The following is a 20,733-nucleotide window of genomic DNA, read 5'->3' on the forward strand; positions in this document are numbered from 1 at the left end:
TGCATCCGCGGCAACTACGACTGGGGCCGGGCACCGGCCGTTACGACCGGACCGGCGTCCAGTACGTCGCGAGGTCCCCGCCCGTAGGAGACCGGGTTTCCGTGTTCTGACAGGCGATTGCCGTTGCCGGCTCGCCGGTTCAGGGCGCCACACCGCTCCCTGAACCGGCGCCTCTCACCGGGTACGGCCGCACGACCGTCACACTACGAGCGCAGCAACCGCCGCTTCACCGCCTGCCACCAAGACCGCCGGGGCTGCCGCGTGTGGACGGACGGCGACTGCTCGGTTCCGGCGGCCGCTACGGAGGCCGAATCCGGAGTGGGCCGTGCCGCGGTGCTCCGAGAGCTACGGGCAACCGGGGTGGGGTCGACCCGGCGCGGAGCGAACTGCACGGGAAGCGCCACCAGATGGCGGGTCCAACTGGTGGATCGCCAGCTCAACTCGTCCTCAAGGACCAACAGTTGGACATCGGGCAGCCGCATCAACAGGGTGTCGATGGCCGTGTCGGCGATGGCACGTGCCACGTCGCGGCCAGGGCACTCGTGCGGCCCGCCTCCGAAGGCGAGGTGGGAACGGTTGCCGTGCATCGGCGTGTTGAGATCGGGACGGACCGCCGAGTCGAGGTTCCCGGCAGCCACGCCGAGCACCAGCATGTCTCCGGCCCGGATGGAATGCTCGGCGAGCTCGGTGTCATCCGTGGCCCAGCGGGCGGGGACCACGGTGGTCGGGGGCTCGTCCCACAGCACCTGTTCCACGGCATCGGGCAGCGTCATATGACCACCCGTCAGCGAGGCGCGGAAACGCTGATCGGTGAGCACCATCCGCAGCGTGCTCGCCATCAGGCTGGTGGTGTTCTCGTTGGCGGCGATGAGGACCAGCCACAGGTGATTGACGATCTCCTCGTCGTTCAGCTTGGCGGGGTGGTCGATGAGCCACGACGCGAGGTCGGGGCCGGGCGCGGTGTGCTTGCGCGCCACGAGTTCCGCCAGCACCTCCATGATGTACTGGTTGCTGGCGACCGCCTTCACGGAGCCCTTTACCAGTTCAGTGGCTGCCTCCACGATGCGCGGCCCGTACTCCTCCGGCATCCCCAGCATCTGCGTGAGGACGATCATGGGGAGTTGCTGCGCGAACTGCGTCACCAGCTCTGCGCGGCCGTCGGCGGCGAAGTTGTCGATCAGCTGGTGGGTGAAGCGGGTGACGTAGCGGCGGATGCCGCGCCGGTCGAATCGCCCCATGCTCTCGTTGATCGCGCCGCGCAGCCGCTGGTGTTCCTCGCCGTCGGCGAACCGGCAGTCGGGGCGCCAGGCGATCACCGGCAGCATGGGGGAGTCCTGCGGAACGCGGTTTTCCCTCAACTGGTTCCAGATCCGGGAGTCGTGGGAGAACCGGCTCGGCGTCCGCAGCACCTCCAGGATCTCGCGGTAGCCGAGGACCAGCCAGCCGGGCAGATCTCCGGTGAGCAGGACCGGGGCCACCGCTCCGTGCGTGGCGCGCAACTGCTCGAAGACGCGCATCGGATCGGCTTCGTACTCGGGGCCGTACAACCGCACCTTGCCACCGGGAGCCGGGTAGGCGTGGGCGGGGCAGCCCGGGGGCGGGGCAAGCGTCGAGTCGTGGTGGGCGGAATTGGGGGAAGGGGGCGTCACTGTGGCTCCGGGGTTGCGGTGGTGAGGGAGTGCAGGTAGCGCATGAGCGTCAGCAGGGCGTCACGGGACGAGGTGCGGTTGCGGGCGTCGCAGTCGAAGATGGGAACGGTCTCGGGGAGGTCCAGCGCCGCGCGGAGGTCCGAGATGGGGTAGGCCGGAGCGTCGGGGAACGCGTTCATCGCGACGACGAAGGGCACCCCGCGGTCTTCAAGGCGGCCGATGACATCGAAGCTGACTTCCAGTCGGCGGGTGTCGACCAGGACGACGGCGCCGAGTGCGCCTTCGAAGAGGCCGTCCCACAGGAACCAGAAGCGCTCCTGGCCGGGCGTGCCGAACAGGTACAGCACCAGTTGTTCGTTGAGGCTGATCCGGCCGAAGTCCATCGCCACGGTGGTCGCGGTCTTGCGTTCCACGCCGGCGATGTCGTCCACATCGGCGCCGGCCTTGGTCATCATCTCCTCGGTGGTCAGCGGCCGGATCTCGCTCACCGAGCCGACCATCGTGGTCTTGCCGACCCCGAAGCCTCCGACGATCACCACCTTGACCGCGGCAGCGGCCGAGGCGGGCAACTGGTCCTCGATCCGAGGCCCTACGAGGGCCTCAGAGACGTTGCAGTCCATGCATCACCGCCTCCAGAAGTTCGACATCGGGCAGGGCTGCGGCCGGGATCGGGGCCCGGGCCTCGACGTGTCCGCCGTCGATGAGATCCGCGAGGAGCACCGTCACCGTGCTGGCCGGCAGGTGCAGGTAGGCGGAGATCTCGGCAACGGACAGCGGGTAGTTGCACATGCGTATGATCGCGGCGTGCTCGGGTTGCATGCCCGCGGCGGGCGCGTCGCGGGACACGATCAGCGTGACCAGGTCCAGGGCGGCCTGCTCGGCGGGGCGGCTCCGGCCCGCCGTGACGACGTAGAGCCGCTCGGGGCCGCCTTCCTCCCAGTCTTTTCGTCCTTCGTCTTGGTGACCGTCGCTCATGTGACCTGCCCGTCGGCACGCGGCGGACTGGTGAGGTGCTGACCGATCCTCGCCACCAGGTCCCGCATACGCTGCCCCATGAGGCCGGGGTCCACCCCGTCGTCGGCCAGTACCGCGAGATAGGCTCTGGCACCGGCCGCCATCAGGTAGAAGAAGCCCCCGCTGACCTCGATCACGACGAGTCTCATTGTCCCGTCACCGTCCGGGAACTCGGCTGCCACGGCCCCCGACAGGCTCTGCAGTCCGGCGCAGGCCGCGGCCAGGCGGTCGGCGGCGTCCGTGTCGGTGCCGTACTTGGCCATGCACAGGCCGTCCGAGGACAACACCACGACGTGGCGGGTGAACGGAACGCTGGACGCCAGGTCTTTGAGCATCCAGTCCATATTGAGCCGCTGCTGCGTCACGTGCTCATTCATCCTTTCCTGGCGACTCGTCACTGTTCGGTCGGTCGTGGCCGGCCGAAGGTGCCTCTCCGGAAACCGCCTGTTGGAAGGCGGCCAGCCACATCCCCGGCTGGGCTGGGGTGTCGGACGACTTCGGGGCTCCGGACACGGGCCCGGGGCCCGCGGGAGCCGACCTGGGCCGGGGAGGCACCGGTGCACCCGCGATACGCCTCCGCCGGCGCTGCGGCAGTCCGTTGACATCGGTCACGGGTGCCGCCGCCTCGGCCTCCTGGGGCCTGGGCGTGGCCAGCGGCCTGATCCGCGGCCTGGGCGGTGGCAGGGTGGCGGCGCGGGCGATCTGCCCGCCGGGCGTGGGAGTCGCGGTGGTCGCTTCCTGAGGAACCGTCAGGACGGCCCGCACCCCGCCGTACGCGGAAGGGCGCAGTGAGACGGAGAAGTTGTTGGCCTGGGCGAGTCGGCCGACGACCGCCAGGCCGAGGCGCGGGGTTTCCCCCAGGTCGTCGAGGTCCAGTCCGGCCGATGCCTGGGCCAGCACCCGCTCGGCGCGGTGGCGCGCCTCGTCGGTGAGGCCGACCCCGGCGTCCTCGATCTCGACCGCGACGCCGGACTGCACCTCGATCGCCGTGAGGTGGACCCGCGTCTGCGGCGGCGAGTAACGAGTGGCGTTGTCGAGCAGCTCGGCCAGGGCGTGGATCAGCGGTTCGACCGCGGGCCCGACGATGGCGATCTCGGCCACCGAGTGGAGGTCGACGCGTTGGTAGTCGATGATCCGCGACATCGCGCCGCGCAGCACGTTGAACAGCGGTACGGTCTGCTGCCATTGGCGCCCCGGGCGGGCCCCGCCGAGTACGGCGATGCTGTCGGCGAGGCGCCCGACGAGCGCGGTGGCGTGGTCGAGGTGGAGCAGGTCGCCGAAGACATCCGGCATGTTGCCGTGTTTGTCCTCCATCTCCCGCAGATCCTGGGCCTGTTGGTGCACGATGGCCTGGACGCGGCGCGCGATGTTGACGAAGGCCCGCTGGGCCGAGTCGCGCAGTCCTTCCTCCGCCTCCACCGCTTCGACCACCGAGCGCAGCACGGCTTCGTGGGCGGCGGCGAACTCGGGGCTGACCCGGGAGTCGTAGTCGATGTCGCGCAGCACCTCCTCGCCGAACTCGCCCCGTTGGAGCCGTGCGACCAGGACCGGCAGCAGCTCCTTGGCGAGCCGTACGGTCTCGATCTCCTGGTCGACCAGATATTGACGTAGCTGCGCTTCTTGTTCGGCATGCTGCCTGTGCAGTTCGGAGATCGTGCGCCCCCTGCGCACCGCCTCCCCTGCCACGACGGCCGCGGTCGCGGCGGATGCCGCGCCGCACAGGGCAACCGGTGCGATGGCGCTCGACGGCGCCATGGACAGGGCGGCGGCGGTACACGCGGCAACCAGGGCGGGAGGGAGTATCCACAAGGAGGTTGACGTGGACCGCCAGCCTCCGGGTGACGAGCCAGCACGAGCCATCGGCATCCTAAGGGCGTGATAAAGGGACGGAGCGACTGTCCGGTGTGTGTGGGTACACACCATCGCGCGGGGCCGCGTGAACAGGCTCGACAGCCACCGGATCACACGCGCGGCACGTGCCGCGGCGCGGTCGCGGTGGTGTTCCGCCCACATGGAAGCCGGGTCCCAGGACACCCAAACCTTCGTGCAGTCGGCGGCACCGCAGCAGCAGGCGACGACTAGCTGTAGTCGCCACAACTCGCTGCGCAACAGGGAGCATAGCCCTTTCAAGACCGCCGGGTAGCCCTACTGCATATACCATCGGTATGTACTCGTGTACGAAAAACAGAAGTTGCACAAGCGTTCAACTTCCTTGCGCTTATGGGCAGTTGAATCAAACTGATGTGCCGGTGAGTGTTGCGCACCGGCACACGGCACCCGGCGGGAAGCACACAGTCGCCGGCCCACCTGCAGCGACCCGGACCCGGTCCCGGTGCGGCGAGAGGGACCGCCACCGCGGGCGCACGGTCGCGACCGGCACCCCGGCGCACTTTCCGAGACCCAGTCGCTCCCGGGCGGCGCGAGCGAACCCACCACACTCCCCCACCGCGCCCGGATAGCCGAGCCCGTCGCCGCGGTGGGCAACAAGCGGACCCCAGTCGAACTGGCCATCGAACGGGAACCGCCCCGGCGTGTCGGCGGCGATGCGAAGGCCGGGAGCAGCGGCCCGCCGCGAGCCGGACGGCGGGTACGAGAAGCCGGCGGGCGGCACCCGCCCGACCGCCGGGCCCAGCCCCCCGCCCGGGACGACGGCCCAGATGGCGCAGCTCGGCATGACGGTGCGCCAAGACACGGCCGATCATGACGACATGACGGTGCACCAGCAGGCCCGCCGGTCGGCCGCGGACACCGAGAGCGGCGCCATGGTCCCCGCCTCGGTCCGTACGGCCGTGCCTTCCTTCCGTACGCCGGCTCTCCGCTGCCTCCCCGGTACCGGCCTGCGCCCCGTCGGCCGGACGTACGGTCCGGCGGACGGCCGCCCCGCCTACCGGCTGTGCGGCCGTCGGTCGATACGTCCGCTGCCGCGCCGGAATCTCCTCGCCCGACTGTTGGTGCCGCGCGTGGCGGAGCACGCCTCGTCGCCGACGCCCCCGGCAGTGCCCCTCACCGACCCCACATCACACCGACACGATCGCCACGAGGTGTCTTTCCTATGCGTACGCACTCCAGACGCGCCCTGCTCGGCGCAGGTATCGCCGCCGCCGGCAGTGGGCTGCTGACCGCCACCGGGGCCACCGCCCTGAACGCCAAGAACGGCAGGCCCCACCCCTACGGCACGCCTCCCCCGCCCGACCCCGGCTCGAACGGCCACAAGGCCCCGTCCGGTTACGTCGCCCCGGACGGTCCGGAGGTCATGGAAAGGGAGAGCCACCGGGGGTCGGGCCCCGTGCGCCGCTTCAAGCTGACCGCCGCCGAGAGCAAGTTCGACATGGGCGGCCAGATCGTCAACACTTGGGCGTACGGCGGCCTGCTGCCCGGCAAGGAAATCCGTGCCCACGTCGGCGACAAGCTCGCCGTGACCCTCCACAATCGCCTTCCGCACTCCACCACCTGCCACTGGCACGGGGTGCAGATCCGCAACGACATGGACGGCTCTCCCGACATCACCCAGCGCGCCGTGAAGGCCGGCGCCACCTACGACTACCTCTTCACGGCCAACACGCCCGGTACGCACTGGATCCATCCGCATGTGGGCGTGCAGCTGGACCGCGGGCTGTACGCACCGCTGATCATCGAGGACCCCCGCGAGCCCCTCTCGTACGACCACGAGTGGGTCGTCATGATCGACGACTGGCTCGACGGGGTCGACGGAATGACTCCGGACGCGGTGCTGGCCGAGCTGAACAAGAACAAGCCCGGCGGGGCCATGGGCGCCATGGAGATGCAGATGCGTGGCCGCCGGTCGGCGGCTGCCGCCGTGTCCCGGGCGCGCAGACACGCCATGCACCCGACCGCCGACGACGACCCCTCGGACAGCGTGGAGCACCCGTTCCACCTGATGAACGGCCGGGTGGCCAGGGACCGGGAGACCTTCCGCGCCAAGCCCGGCGACCGCATCCGGATCCGCCTCATCAACGCGGCCGCCGACACCGCCTACCGGGTCGCGCTCGGCGGTCACAACATGACCGTGACGCACATCGACGGCTACCCGGTGAAGCACAAGGAGACCGACAGCCTGCTGATCGCCATGGGCGAGCGCTTCGACGTCCTGGTCACCGCGAAGGACGGCGTCTTCCCGCTCACCGCGCTCTCCGCGGGCAAGAACAACAAGACCGCGCAGGCCCTGCTGCGGACCGGCGACGGCGACGCGCCCGACGCGAAGATGCGCCCGACGGAGCTGAGGAGCGGCGGGCTGAGCGCGGACAAGTTCAAGGCCGACGACTCGGTACGGCTCTCGGACACCACCCCCGACCGCACCATCAAGATGGACCTCACCGGGACCATGGACGACTGGAACTGGGCGATCAACGGGAAGCCGTACACGGATTCCCAGCGCTATCCCGTACGGGAGGGCGAGCGGGTGCGGCTCACCTTCCACAACACGACGGAGATGTGGCACCCGATGCATCTGCACGGGCACACCTTCGCGCTCGCCGACGGCGGCCCCCGCAAGGACACCACGATCGTCCTGCCGGACAAGAAGGTCTCCGTCGACTTCGACGCCGACAACCCCGGCCTGTGGATGTTGCACTGCCACAACGTCTACCACTCGGAGTCGGGGATGATGACGGTCCTGGGATACAAGTCGAGGAGGTGACGTCGGCCGCGCTGCCGTCGCCCATACCCCGAAATGCCTGGTCACTGCAGTGACCAGGCATTTCGGTGTGTCTGGCCGAAGGGGGACGTGGACCATGGGCACATGCAGGCGGGAGTTCGGCACGCCCGCCCCGTACGCGATCGCCGCGTTCGCCCGGCGGTCGGGTTCCGTGGTCGCCGAGGGCGCCTACGGGTGGTAGAGGGCGTGGGCGCGGGTCAGGTCGGCGGGTCCGTTCTGGCCGAGGTGGAGGAAGTGGTTCACCTGCCATGCCTGTGTGCTGCGGGCCTGCCGACTGGTCGTGGTCACCCACGGCGGGTAGACGCGGAATCCGCGTTTCCCGCCGGAGCCGTTGCGCGAGACGATGTCGCGCTCGCACAACACCTCGCGCGGGAACACGAACTGTCCGAAGCCGTTGTCGTCGCGGATGCTGACGACGAAGAGGTCCACCCCGTCGTCGGCGTCGAAGGGCCGGATCGGCCCCTCCTCGGACCGCTGCCACACGGTGACGAACTGGCCCACCTTCGTCGGTGTGGTCTTGGCCACGCGGAACCGGACAGAGTAGCCGTCGAGCGTGAAACCGCATGCCGCGTACTCCGCGCTCTCCGGTTCGGGCACCGGCGGCGAGCAGGCGAACCCGCTCGGCTCGTACACCAACGCCTGGGCCGCCTGCAGGTCCCCGTGAAGGCCCGCCCACGTCTGATTCGCAACCATGCCGTCATCCTGCCATCGCGGCCGCGCGCGTTGTCCTGCCCCTCGTGCCGCAGGCCGCGCAGCCGCCGCTCGCTATCTGGCCGGCTTGCCGGGCTGGTCGTGGGTCGAGCAGTGGATGCCGCCGCCACCCGAGGCGATGGTGTCGATCTTCACCTGCACGATGTCGCGCCGGGGGAAGTGGTCCTGCAGGATGCCCTTCGCGCGGTCGTCCGCCGTGGCGTCGCCGAAGCGGGGCATGAACACCGCGCCGTTGGCGACGTAGAAGTTCACGTAGGTGGAGACGAAGGCGTCACCCCGGCCGGTGATCTTGTCCAGGTCGGGCTGGGGCAGGTCGACGACCTCCAGGGACTTGCCGCGTACTCCGCGACGGCACGGGCCACCCCGTCCGCTTTGCCCACACCGGTGATGCTGTTTCCGGACGATGGCGCATTTACCTTCCTTGACGCACCTGTCGCTTCGGTAAATCGTGTGACCGCTGCGCCCAGGGGAAGCGGCGCAGGTCAGCGGGGTTTCTCGCGGCTCCACACGGTTCTTCTCAAGGAGAGTCTTGCCCTTGTCCGGCGAACAGCATCTGCTCAAGGTCTACAGCGATCGCACCTACGTACACACCACCACCGTGCGCCACCAGGGCACCACGGTGGCCCTGGCCATGGACGACCGGCGGCGCCTGGTCTACACCGTTCTCGACCTTGCGCACCATGACGAGGCCAAGGGTGAACTGGACGCCGCCTACTGGTCGGAGAACCCGCTGCCGCTGCGCTTCCCTTCCGAGATCACGGGCACCGGCTTCGCCGCCGCAGGGGCCACCGCGTTACCGGTGGTGAAGAACGGCGGGCGCATCGAGGCGGCGGCCGATGAGCGGCTGAACGAGGAAGAGGTGGACCCCTTACTGTCCACCACGGCACGGCTCACGGCCGCGGCACCCTTCCACGCCCTGTCGGACGGTACGCACATCGTCGTGCTGCGCCAGTCCATCGGCGCTGACCACCCCGACACCGTCCACAAGCTGGCCGGGGGCGGATCCTCCGGCGATCCGGAGCGCGGCGACTACGTCACCGACGGCGCGGGCGCCAAGGTACCGCTGGTCGCGGACACTCTCCTGTGCGACCGGTTCCTCCTCGTCGGCGGGGAACTCAAGCCCGTTCTGGAGGCCCGCTACCGCCGCAGCCGGCACCGGACCCGGCCGGACTCGGCCAAGGACAGCCTGGGCACGACCGACATGGAAGGCCGCCCCTTCCACGAGCCCACGCAGGAGCTGTCGTTCGTCCGCCACCTGAGCGGCGGGCGTTTCACCGCCCTGCTCGTGCCCACCGCCGTCCACGGGCGGCAGCGCTGGCAGGTCTTCGCGCACAACGACGCCACGGGCCGCATCGACTCCTTCAACGTCGAGCAGGGCCACGACGGCCTGTTCAACCTCCAGGGCACCCAGGCGTGGACCAGCCCGGACCCGGCCCACCGGGACGCGGTCTACGAACCGGCCCCCGGCACCTGTCCGTTCACCGGTACGCCCCTGGTACCCGTCGTCAGCACCGAGGGTCATGCCGAGACCGCGCTCGCGTTCGGCGAGGGCGACGCCCATGTGCGCGTCGCCGAGGGGCCCGAACTCGCCGGCCGTGACTTCACGGTCGAGTTCTGGGAGCGGCGTACCGAGACCGACCGCGAGGAGTACCTGGTGGGGCACGGCGACGCAGCCGGCAGCCCCCACAACTCCCTGCACATCGGCTTCCGGGACGACGGCCGCTTCACCTTCTCCTTCTACGCCGACGACTTCAACACCGACGTCCGGGGCGACGACACCGCCTGGCATCACTGGGCCTGCGTCTTCGAGCACGCGACACGCCGCCAGACCGTCTACCGCGACGGCACCGAGGTGGGCTCCCGTACCGCGGACGGCGCCTACGCGGGCACCGGCCCGCTGCTGCTGGGCAAGGCCCTGTGGTTCGGCAGCGCCCGCGCGGAGCTGGACGAGGTACGGATCTGGGACCGCGTCCGCACCCAGGAGGAGCTCGATCACGACAAGGGCGTCCGCCTCATCGGCAACGACCCCGGCCTCGTCGCGTACTACCGCTTCGACGAGGGCTCGGGTACCCGGCTGCACGACCAGACCGACCACGCCCACCACGGCGAACTCCTCGGCGGCCCCCGGTGGGTGACCTCCCAGGCCCCCATCGGCGACCACCCCGGCGTGCGCCGCGACAGCTTCGCCGTCGCCGGCCGGAAGACCGTCTCGGGGCTCTCCGCCGTCCTCTACCACCAGCAGGAGGAGACCTCCACGGGCTACGGCCGGGAGCCCAGGCCCGCCAAGCGCCAGGCCCGGGTCCTGCTGTCGTACGCCACCTCCGGACCCGACCCGAGGACCGGCGAGGAGACCGCCGAGTCGTACCTGGCGACGGTCGACCTCGGCGTGGGGCGCGACGGGCGACTCGCCGAGATCCCCGACGAGCTGGCGCTGCCGGTGCTCGCCGCGCCGGACGGCAGCGCCGACGTCGAGACCATCAGCGAACTGGACGGCAGGGTCCGGCAGTTGGTCCAGGAGATCGCGGCCAAGGAGAGCGAGGTCGCCGACCTCGCACGGCGGACCTCCGACGTGCCGGAGCTGGAGCGCCTGCGCGAGGCGTTCCACCAGTGGTCGCAGGACATCTCCGGCTGGACGTGCCGGCTCCGCTTGAAGAACACCCGGGACGGCGAGCCGCAGTACCTCGCCGTCCAGGACGACGGCGCCGGGAGCGAACCGCCGCTCATCAGGACTTCCGACAAGGACGCGAAGTCGGCGCTGTGGGACGTCTTGATTCCCCCGGGGGCCTCCTGGAGCGGCCGCACGCCCTACCACCTGCACAATCCACACACCGGCAAGGACATGAACGTCTCCGGTGAGCGCCGGGACAACGACGCGCCCCTGATCGTGTGGCCACGGAACACCGGCGCCTGGAACACCCACTTCCATATCCTTGAACAGAGCGACGGCTACAGCACCGTCGTCAACCGATACAGCGAGAAGGCGGTCTGCGCGCCCGACCGGCTCGGCGACCGCGTCGTCCAGTACGACCCCGCCCCGGTCACCGAGTCCGGCGAGGGGCTGATCGCCTTCGAGCGGGTCGCCCTCCACGACTTCGGGCATGCCGACATCCGCGACGCGGGCAAGCGGGTGGAGGCGCTCGACGCCCAGCTCGCCGAGCTGCGCCCCCAGCGCGAACTGCTGGAGCGGCGCCGCCGCGAGATCGAGGCCCACCAGGCCGAGCTGGCGGCCGCGCGCGACGAGCTCGCCCGGCTCACCGGCGGCCTCAAGGGCGACGACGACATCGCGCTGCCCATGCCCCAACTCTCCCTCGACCGCACCGGCCTGAGCACCTCCGGCGCCCTGCTGGCCTTCGCCCGCTCGGCCGACCGGCCGTATCTGCTGGACAGCGCCACCGGCAACGTCGTGCTGTACTTCCGCGGCGCCAACGGGCAGTTCTTCGCCACCTATTACGACACCACGGCAGTACGCTCCTCCCGCCGGCTGACGGCGGGCGACGGCCAGGGGGTCACCTTCACCGCCCGCGACTCCGGCACCGGTCTGGACTCGGTGACGATCCGGGTCACGGCAGGTGGCGGTCCCGGCCTGTGCGACATGACCATCGAGCGGGGTGCGGAGCGCGAGACCTGGCAGGGGCTGCCGCGCCGGGCCGCCGACTTCGCCGCGATCGTCAACGGGACACCGGAGGAGCCGGTCACGGTCGGCGCGGTGAAGTCGTTCGACGCGACCACGAGACTCCTGTCGGGCGGCCGGGCCGGCGACGTCGCCGGTGGTGTCCTCCGGCTCGCCGAACCCCTCTCCGTCACCGTGCCCGCCCGTACGCCCGTCACGGTCGGCGGCCACCTCTACCTCACGGAGGCCGACTTCCCGACCGGCGCCACGTCGCTCCGACTGGACGCCGGTGAGGGCGGTCCCGAGCCGCAGCCGGGCGAGACCGTCCAGCGGCTGCGCTACGACCACCGCGGCGCCTCCGCCAGCCGCCCCGGCGTGCCGCTCTCCGCGGGTTCCCGGCTGGTGCTGGCCGAGCCGGGCACGGCGCGGGAGGTCCCGCTCGGCGAGGTCTCGGACCTCGTCGCCGGACACGGCTGCCGCTGGCGCGCGGACAAGCCCGGCCGGGCATACTCCTTCGACGGCCGGGAGAACGTCCTCACCCTTCCGCAGGAACATCTGGAGCGGACCACGGCGACCGGTGACCTGACCCTGGAGGCGTGGGTCAACCCCGAGCAGGTGTCCGGCGCGGCCAGGATCGTGCACGCCGGCGCCGGCGAGGACCCGTACACGCTGGGCCTGCTCGCCCCGGCCGCCACCGCGGTGCCCGCCCTGGCCTTCGACGGCAAGAGCGGTGTGGCCATGACCGAGAACGGCTTCAGCCTCGCCGGCCAGAGCTTCACAGTGGAGTTCTGGGCGCGCCGCACGACGAAGTGGGACGGCAAGGCCCAATACGTCATCGGCCACGGGACGTCACAGGGCAGCACGAGGAACGCCCTGCACATCGGTCTCACCGAGACCAGCGCCTTCAGGTTCGGGTTCTACGGCGACGACGTCACCACCAACTACGGCAACGACGACACCGACTGGCACCACTGGGCCTGTGCCTTCGACGCGACCACCCGGGAACAGGTGGTCTTCAAGGACGGCGTCGAGGAAGCCAGGCGCATCGCGTCGGGCACCTACCAGGGAGACGGCCTCTTCAGCTTCGGCAGCTCCTTCGCCGGCTGGGTGCCCGACTACGCCGCGGTCGAAATGGACGAGGTCAGGCTCTGGGGCACCGCCCGCACCTTGGCAGAGGTCCGGGAGCTGAAGAACCGGCGGCTGGCCGGCGACGAGGCCGGGCTCGCCGGCTACTGGCCCTGCGGCAACCCGCTCGCCCAAGTGGGCGGCAAACCGGGCGTCCTGGACCGCTCCGGGCACGGCCGGCACGTCTATCTGCGCGGTGGCGTCACCACCGCGACCGCGCCCGCCGCGGTCGAGCGGTCCGCCGACACGACGTATCGCATCGTCGCCGGGGTAGGCAACCGGCTGGTGGCCACCCGTGCCTCTTTCCCGCCGCACGAGTGGACCCACCTCGCCGCCGCCCACGAGCAGTCCTGGGCAGTCGAGTTGACCGACGGCGGCTACGTGGAGGCGCCCGACAACGACGCGCTCGACATCGCCGACGACCTCACCCTGGAGGTCTTCTGCCGTGTCGACTCCCTCGGTGCGACGCAGGGCCTGCTGTCCAAGGGCCGCGCGGCCGACGGCGCCGGCGGCAGCGTTCCGTACCGGCTGCTGGTACTGCCCGACGGCAGGCTGGAGTTCGGCTTCGAGGAGCCCGACGGCCGGCTGGTGCGGTTCACCTCCTCCGAGGCCGTCCGGGCCGGGGCGTTCCACCGGCTCGCCGTCGTCCGCAAGAGCGGGCGGTCGATGCAGGAACGCAAGGGCGCCAAGGAGATCACCGCGGCGGGCCCCGACGGGCGGCCGGTCAGGCAGAACGTCGAGCTGGTGGAGTCGGTCGACGTCCAGGAGTGGCAGGACATCCGCTTCTTCGTCGACGGCCGCGAGGCCGGCGACGCCCGGTACGAGGGCCCCGGCGCCAGGGGCAACTCCGGCACCCTCGACATCGGCCGGGCCCTCGACGGCCTGGAGACGCACCCGCTGACCGGCATCGTCTCCGAGGTCCGGCTGTGGGGCACCGCGCGGGACGCGGCCCGGCTCGGCACGCCGGTCTCGGCGCGCGACCGCGGCCTGACCGCGCACTGGCGCTTCGAGGAGAACGCGGGCAACACCGCCGCCGACGCCACCGGTTCGCACACCGCCCGGCTGCGCGGCGCCCGCTGGACCCGCAACCCCGACCCGCGCGGCAGCCTCTTCCGCCTGTACCGCAACGGCGTCTCGGTGGCCTGCGACCCGCTGGAGAACGCGGACTTCGCCGGCTACGGAGACCGCGCGTTCACGCTGGGCGCACGGCTCGCGGACGGCCGGGTGACCGAGCCGTTCCACGGTGTCCTGGAGGAGGTCCGCGTCTGGCGCACCGCCCGCACCCAGGAACAGGTCCTGGACAACCTCTTCACCCGGCTCAGGGGCGAGAAGGAGGACCTGCTGGCCTGCTACTCCTTCGACCGCGCCTCCACCGACGAGGGCGCCGGGCTCGTCCAGGACGAGGGGCTGCGCGGCAACCACCTGACGCTGCCCGACGCCCCGCGCCGTCCGGCGGCCGTGCTGTCCACCGCGCCCGTCTCCAGCGACACGGCACAGGTCCGTTCGGCCCTCGCCGCGATGCGCACGCCCTTCCACGAGACGATCTCCGGCGCTCCGGCCGTCGGTGAGTACGCCGACATGCAGTACTCGGCCAAGGGCGAGGCGTTCGGCGTGCTCAAGCGCGCCTACGGCTACCTGCGCGACGGCCGCTGGCATCTGGTCACCGGCTACAAGGTGGGCGACCTGGTCAGCGAGTGGGTCAGCCAGGTGCAGTTCGACCCGCAGCTGATCGGCTACGTCGAGGGCGCTCCGCCCGTGCCGTCGGAGAACCTCACCCCCAACACGATCGATCCCGAGCGCGCGACGTACGACGGCGTCGCCTCGGTGAAGTTCACCGAGGCCGAGGAGGTCGTCCACTCGCTGTCGTCGGCCAAGGGGCGCAGCGTCGACGCCGCCTTCTCCTTCGCCCTGTCCAACGAGGTCGACGTCGACATGTGGATGATCACCGCCCCGCTCGGTTTCGGTGTCGCCAAGTCCATGGCGAAGGCCAAGGTGTCGGCGGGTGTGCGCGGAAGCCTGGAGTTCTCCAACACCTGGGCCGACGAGACGTCGGTCTCGCAGGGGCACAACACCACCCGCGCCATGCAGGTCGAGCTGGCGGGCAGCTGGGAGGATCCGCTCAAGCCGCTCAACGCGGCACTGGGCCGGCGCTACGTCCCCGTCAACACCGGCTTCGCCGTCGTCCAGTCCCAGACGGCCGACGTCTTCGCACTGCGCCTCGCGCACAGCGGCGCCCTGGTCGCCTACCGCATGCAGCCCAACCCCGACATCCCCAAGGACTGGAACGTCATCCCGTTCCCCCTCAACCCGCGCTACACCAAGCAGGGCACCCTGGACGGCACCGTCGGCTACGACGAACGCGGCAAGGTCCTCGACCCGGACTACACCAACGCCCGGGAGCACGGCGAGTACAGCTACTACAAACCGCGCGAGGCATACGCGATCAAGCGCCGCATCCAGCGCGAGCAGCAGCGGCTGCGGAGCTACTACGAAACCGTCTCCACCGACCCCCACACCCCCGACCCCACCGCCGAACGGGCCGGCCGGGTGCTCGGCGGGGCGATCGGCGGCGACGCCTCACCCGCCACCGCGCAGGACGCGGCCAACAGCCGCACCGGCGAGGGTTTCTCCCGCCGCGACCTGATCAACACCTACGTGTGGACGGCCGACGGCGGCTTCTTCGCCGAGACCACCGAGACCACCGACGCCGTCAGTGAGACGACCTCCGGCTCGTACTCGCTGTCCGGCTCGGTGGGCGCCTCCGTCGGCACGTCCTTCGACATCATGGGCGTCGGGATCAGCGCCCAGCTCGACGCGTCGCTCGGGGGCGGCATGACCGCCACCCGGGCCCGCGGCAGGCAGGCCACCCGCTCCTTCGGACTGGACGTGACCTGCGCGCCGTCGGGCAACCTCCAGAAGTACGACGCCGGACGCAAGCCCGTCTACGACGGCGACGGCAACCCGGTCAACGCCCCCGGCAAGGTCGACGCGTACCGGTTCCTCAGCTTCTACCTCGGCGAGGACACCGAGCACTTCGACACCTTCTTCCACAAGGTCGTCGACCCGAAGTGGCTGGAGAGCGCCGCCGACCCCAACGCCACGGCCCTGCGCCAGGCCCGTCAGTCGGACCGCAAGCCGCCGTGCTGGCGGGTGATGCACCGCGTCACCTTCGTCAGCCGGCTGCTGCCGCCCGTGCCGCCCGCCGGCGCCCCGCCGCTGGAGCGCACCATGCGGCAGCTCGACGTGGAGAGCAACTACGAGCTCGTCCGCCGTCTCGACCCCTACGTCAAGGCCGCGGCCACCGGCCACGACGCGCTCGCCGACGCCGTGCGCACCGCCCTCACCGCACACCTGCCGGAACTGCTGCCGCACGCGGAGGAGGTGACCGGCTTCCTCGCCCAGTACTACGGCGTGGAGGACTGACGCCGGAGGGGTCCGTACGGTGCCGGGGCAGAGGCCGTTGCCCCTCCCCCGGCACCGGCCGGACGCGGGCCGGCACGGCGGACGTTCCCCAGATCACTCGGCTCACTCGGCTCACTCGGGCCGCGGCTGCCGGACAACGACAAATACCCCACGGCTTCAAGGAAGCCGTGGGGTATTTGGTTGGTGTCCGAGGAGGACGCCTATCGCGATCCGCCTATCGCGCATCATGATGACAGTCAGCGTAGTAATCGGGGTTCCCGATCTCTCCCGGGCCCGGCACCCTGGTGAGGGTCACGTCCGGGCCACCGCCGTGAGCCGCCGACCGCGAGGAGAGACCATGCGCCGCCCCGTTTTCCGCCTCCCCTCCTGGCTCCCCGTGGACGGTTTCCTGCTCGCGCTGGTCGGTACGGTCGGCCTGGCCGCGCTGCTGCCGGCCGCCGGACGAGCCGCCACCGTCGCGGACGGGGCCTCCACCGGCGCCGTCGCGCTGCTCTTCTTCCTCTACGGCGCCCGGCTCTCCACCCGGGAGGCGATGGACGGGCTGCGCCACTGGCGCCTCCATCTGACCACCCTGGCCTGCACGTTCGTCGCCTTCCCGGTGCTCGGCCTGGCCGCCGGCGCCCTGGTTCCGCAGGTCCTGCCGCCCGCCTTGTACACCGGTCTGCTGTTCCTGTGCCTGGTGCCGTCGACGGTCCAGTCCTCCATCGCCTTCACCTCCATAGCGCGCGGCAATGTGGCGGCGGCGATCTGCGCCGGGTCGTTCTCCAGCCTCGTGGGCATCGTCCTCACACCGCTGCTGGCCGGACTGGTGCTGCACGGCGCCGGTGCCGGCTTCTCCGCGCACTCCCTGATCTCGGTCGCCTGCCAGCTCCTTCTCCCCTTCGTGGCCGGGCAGTTGCTGCGGCGATGGATTGCGGGGTTCCTCGCGCGGCACCGGAAGGTCCTCGGCCGCGTGGACCGCGGTTCGATCCTGCTGGTCGTCTACGCCGCGTTCAGCGCCGGGATGGTCCAGGGCATCTGGCACCAGGTCTCCCCGCTGCGGCTGCTGTGCCTCCTGGGCGTGGAGGCGGTCCTGCTGGCGGCCATGCTGACCGTCACCTCGTACGGTTCGAGGTTGCTGGGCTTCCCGCGGGCGGACCGGATCGCGATCACCTTCGCCGGTTCGAAGAAGAGCCTGGCCGCCGGGCTCCCGATGGCCGGCGTCCTCTTCGGCGCCCAGGCCGGGCTGGCGGTGCTGCCGCTGATGCTGTTCCACCAGATGCAGTTGATGGTCTGCGCGGTCCTCGCGAAGCGGTACGCGGCACAGGTGAACGCCGAGGAGCACACGAAGGACGCGCAGGACGTGACGGCCAACAGGACCGCGAAAGGGACGTGGACCGAGCCGGGGAACGGCATAGAAGCAGAAAGCGTCGAAGCGGGAAGCGAGGACGGAAACGGCACGGGCGGCGGAACGGCGAACGAGGCGGACGTCGCCCCCCACTTCCGGTAAGCCCGCTCAGCCCGGTTCGCCGCTCCCCCTACTCCCGCGCCGTGCAGTCGTTGCGGTTGCCAGGCTCCACGACCGACCCTTGCGAACCGGGTCCGCGCCCTCCCGTCGCAGCACGGTGGTCGCCGTCCAGCCTTCGCTTCGCCGAGAAACGCGTCGCCGACCTGGGAACTCAACTCCCCGAACACCATCAGTCGGCGACCCGGCCTCACGCCTCTACGTCACGAACGCATACGCGACGCATCACCCCAGGCAAGAACCCTCACGACCCTTTCGACAATCGGCGAAGTCGACGGCTATCGTGCATCACTGCCTCGACACCAGGACAATGGCAGCCCTCAATCTCCGGTACGGCCGCCCTGGTTCGCGCCTATGTCCTTCACACGCTTCCCTCCAGTTCCCCCGGAATTAACATGGAATTCATGAATTCCGGCACCATGGCACCTCAGTTGTCTTAATTCTGTCCTAAAGTCGACCCGAGAAATACTCATGGACGACGATTCCAGACGTGCACGTGTGCCATGGTGGGGACTCCTCAACAAGGAGGTTTCATGAAGTACGGGCATCAACTTCGCGAGGAAATCACGCAGGACGGCACCACTCCGTTGATCGGCGTCTTCGACATGTTCTCCGCCTCAGTGGCGGCCCAGCACTACGACGGAATGTTCGTCTCCGGCTTCGGCTTCGCCGCCTCACACTACGGCCTGCCGGATATCGGATTCATCGCCTGGCCGGACATCGTCGCCTTCGTACAGCGGCTCCGGCTGGCTTTCCCCGAGCAGCATCTGCTCGTCGACATCGACGACGGCTATGTCGACCCTGAGACAGCCTGCCATGTCGTCCAGCAGCTGGAGGCGATCGGCGCATCGGGGGTCATCCTCGAAGACCAGCAAAGACCCCGACGCTGCGGCCATGTCGACGGAAAACAGGTGCTGCCGCTGGAGACCTATCTGGAAAAGCTCGACATGGTCCTCGCCGCCCGCCGCGACCTGGTCGTCGTCGCGCGGACCGACGCCACAGAGGAGGCCGAGATCCTGCGCCGCGCCGAGGCACTGGCGGCCTCGGACGCTGACGTCATCCTCGTCGACGGGGTTCGCAGCGTGGACTGGATACGCAAGGTCCGTAAAGTCATCGGGGACAAACCGCTGCTGTTCAACCAGATAGCGGGAGGCAAGTCGCCGCGACTGTCGCTGCCGGAGCTGAGCGAACTCGGGGTGAACGTGGCGATCTACAGCACTCCGTGCCTGTTCGCCGCCCAGACGGCGATCGACCGGGCGCTGGTGGACCTGAGGAAAGCAGACGGCCGACTCCCGGAATTCACCGCGGAGAGCGTCGGGGTGGCCGAGTCCCTGGCCCTGCTGGAGAAGAACATCAGCAGACACCACAAACCGGCAGGCACCACTGCCGAATTGACCGTCGGCTGACGGCAGAGGCGTCGGCGCAGGGGCTCCGGGCATGCCCGGGGCCCCTGTGTCATCACCACGACGAGCGGCCCGGTCGACAACACCTGGCCACGAGCCCACCGCGCCGAGAGCGCCGCCAGCTCCTCGATGGCCACCATCTGCTCGATCTCCGCCCCCATCGCGGCGAACGTCTCCCCCTCAGCCCCCGCTCCGAGGTCGCGTCGCAGACCACCTGGAACGCCGAGGCCAGGTGCGCCGCACCATGCTCCCCCTCGGCAGCGTCGTCAACTCCTCCTTCACACCCTCCCGCTCCGCGCAGGCCAGCGGCTTCGTCGCCACCAGGAGCTCGCAGGGCCGGCGCGTCGTCCACCGCCCGCGTCGTCGGATACGCCACGGTGGCCGGCACCGTCGGCAGCCGCCGGGAGTCGCCGTGCCGGCGAATCGGCGCTTCGCCCGCCACCGGCAGTGCCCGGCATATCTCCGCCCTTCTACAGGGGATTGGTTCGGTGTACGGTGAAAGCGAAGTCATCGTGACTGAATCGCGTGAATCCCGCGAGACTCACTCGGCCATGCTGGGCTGCCCCACAGGGGGCGATCAATCAGCAGTGCCGAATTACGCTGTCGCGAACACGGGGTCGGTGCTTCCCGATCCAGCACCGCCGGCAGCGACGGCGACTTGAGCGTTACGGTGCGCAACGTTCCCGCCAGCCGAAGCAGGCATCACTCAGTCCGGCACCGGCCACGGACTCGGGTGGCTGCGGCGGGAAAACAAGGAAAACGGGAGGGGACATCCATGGCGGCCCTGACACCCAGGGTGACTTCACCCTCACCGTCACTTTTCCGGACGGAAACCGCGAGGACAAATGAGGCAGAGATGTGCGGTGTGAGCATCTGTGGTGACGACCAACGAGGACAGGACACCGTTTCTTCAACGACAGGCGCAGCGAGCACGAGGGGGACAGATGATCGAAGTAGTGATTGCCGACGACGAAGACCTGATACGCAGCGGGATTCGCGCCATCCTGGAAGCATCCGATGGGATCAAGGTGGTCGGGGAGGCGCGGGACGGCAGGGAAGCCGTGTCGCTGTGCGAGCAATTGCGTCCGCACGTCGCGCTCCTGGACGCCCACATGCCCGGCTGCGACGGTTTCGCCGCGACCCGACGCCTCATGGCGGAGCAGGACCCGCCGCGCATCATCATCCTGACGGCATTCGGCATGGACGAGAACCTTTTTCAGGCCATGGAAGCCGGAGCCTCCGGTTTCCTCTTGAAGGATCTGAATCCGGCGCAACTCGTGCAAGCGGTCTTCACCACAGCGGTCGGTGACACGGTCCTGTCCTCGGGCATCGCGAAGAGAGTCTTCTCCAGGTCGGTCGTGGGCCGAGGGATGCCGTCCGAGGATTCGCGGAACGCCCTGTCGAAGTTCGGTCGTCGCGAGCGGGAAGTGCTGGCGCTGCTGGGGCAGGGAATGAGCAACCTCAGAATTTCCAGAGAACTCCACATGAGCGAATCCAGCGTTAAGACGTACGTCTCCCGCATACTGACCAAACTCCAACTGGAAAACCGGACCCAGGCCGCGCTTCTGGCAGTTGAGCTCAGACTCTCCAACGGCATGAGGTGACCCCTGTCCCGTCCT

11 protein-coding genes and 1 pseudogene are annotated in these 20,733 nt (G+C 69.9%); 5 read left to right on the plus strand and 7 right to left on the minus strand.

Going from position 1 to position 20,733, the window contains the following annotated elements:
- Positions 1–203: 203 nt before the first annotated feature.
- The 5 genes from GR130_RS27250 to GR130_RS27270 are packed head-to-tail and all read right to left on the minus strand — an operon-like array spanning position 204 to position 4,523.
- Positions 204–1,649 (minus strand): cytochrome P450, encoded by a 1,446-nt coding sequence (locus tag GR130_RS27250; protein ID WP_159507160.1) that lies wholly within the window; start codon positions 1,647–1,649, stop codon positions 204–206.
- Positions 1,646–2,269, minus strand: a complete 624-nt coding sequence (locus GR130_RS27255; RefSeq protein ID WP_159507161.1) for a GTP-binding protein — start codon at positions 2,267–2,269, stop codon at positions 1,646–1,648. Before GR130_RS27255 ends, GR130_RS27250 begins: the two co-directional genes overlap by 4 nt.
- Positions 2,250–2,624: a DUF742 domain-containing protein gene (locus GR130_RS27260; RefSeq protein ID WP_159507162.1), complete on the minus strand. Its 375-nt coding sequence runs from the start codon at positions 2,622–2,624 to the stop codon at positions 2,250–2,252. The genes GR130_RS27255 and GR130_RS27260 overlap by 20 nt, the downstream gene beginning before the upstream one ends.
- Positions 2,621–3,007 carry a roadblock/LC7 domain-containing protein gene (locus tag GR130_RS27265; protein WP_159510254.1) on the minus strand — a complete coding sequence of 129 codons (387 nt, stop codon included), beginning with the start codon at positions 3,005–3,007 and terminating at the stop codon, positions 2,621–2,623. Before GR130_RS27265 ends, GR130_RS27260 begins: the two co-directional genes overlap by 4 nt.
- A gap of 25 nt (positions 3,008–3,032) precedes the next feature.
- A complete protein-coding gene (locus tag GR130_RS27270) occupies positions 3,033–4,523 on the minus strand; it encodes a sensor histidine kinase (RefSeq protein WP_201305014.1) in 1,491 nt (496 codons plus the stop codon).
- Between the two features lie 1,192 nt (positions 4,524–5,715).
- On the opposite strand from GR130_RS27270, the gene GR130_RS27275 reads away from it, so the two are divergent.
- The gene (locus tag GR130_RS27275; protein WP_159507164.1) at positions 5,716–7,320 is read left to right on the plus strand and encodes a multicopper oxidase family protein; all 1,605 of its coding nucleotides are present in this window, start codon (positions 5,716–5,718) and stop codon (positions 7,318–7,320) included.
- Between the two features lie 186 nt (positions 7,321–7,506).
- Here GR130_RS27275 and GR130_RS27280 read toward each other — a convergent pair whose 3' ends face one another.
- Entirely contained in the window at positions 7,507–8,031 is a 525-nt protein-coding gene (locus GR130_RS27280) for a MepB family protein (RefSeq protein ID WP_159507165.1), read from the minus strand.
- A 72-nt stretch (positions 8,032–8,103) separates the two neighbouring features.
- Positions 8,104–8,388: pseudogene (locus GR130_RS27285) on the minus strand (agmatine deiminase family protein); the annotation flags it as partial.
- 196 nt (positions 8,389–8,584) lie between these two features.
- On the opposite strand from GR130_RS27285, the gene GR130_RS27290 reads away from it, so the two are divergent.
- The 4 genes from GR130_RS27290 (at position 8,585) to GR130_RS27305 (ending at position 20,718) form a co-directional block, all read left to right on the plus strand.
- Positions 8,585–16,207, plus strand: coding sequence for a LamG-like jellyroll fold domain-containing protein (locus tag GR130_RS27290; protein WP_159507166.1), 7,623 nt, complete (start codon positions 8,585–8,587; stop codon positions 16,205–16,207).
- Positions 16,208–16,544: 337 nt separating this feature from the next.
- Positions 16,545–17,696 (plus strand): bile acid:sodium symporter family protein, encoded by a 1,152-nt coding sequence (locus GR130_RS27295; RefSeq protein WP_236573533.1) that lies wholly within the window; start codon positions 16,545–16,547, stop codon positions 17,694–17,696.
- 548 nt (positions 17,697–18,244) lie between these two features.
- The gene (locus GR130_RS27300) at positions 18,245–19,117 is read left to right on the plus strand and encodes an isocitrate lyase/PEP mutase family protein (RefSeq protein WP_159507167.1); all 873 of its coding nucleotides are present in this window, start codon (positions 18,245–18,247) and stop codon (positions 19,115–19,117) included.
- A 941-nt stretch (positions 19,118–20,058) separates the two neighbouring features.
- Entirely contained in the window at positions 20,059–20,718 is a 660-nt protein-coding gene (locus tag GR130_RS27305; protein ID WP_159507168.1) for a response regulator, read from the plus strand.
- The last annotated feature ends 15 nt before the right edge of the window (positions 20,719–20,733 follow it).

Origin of the sequence: Streptomyces sp. GS7 (genome assembly GCF_009834125.1) — a bacterium.
Classification (GTDB): Bacteria; Actinomycetota; Actinomycetes; order Streptomycetales; family Streptomycetaceae; genus Streptomyces.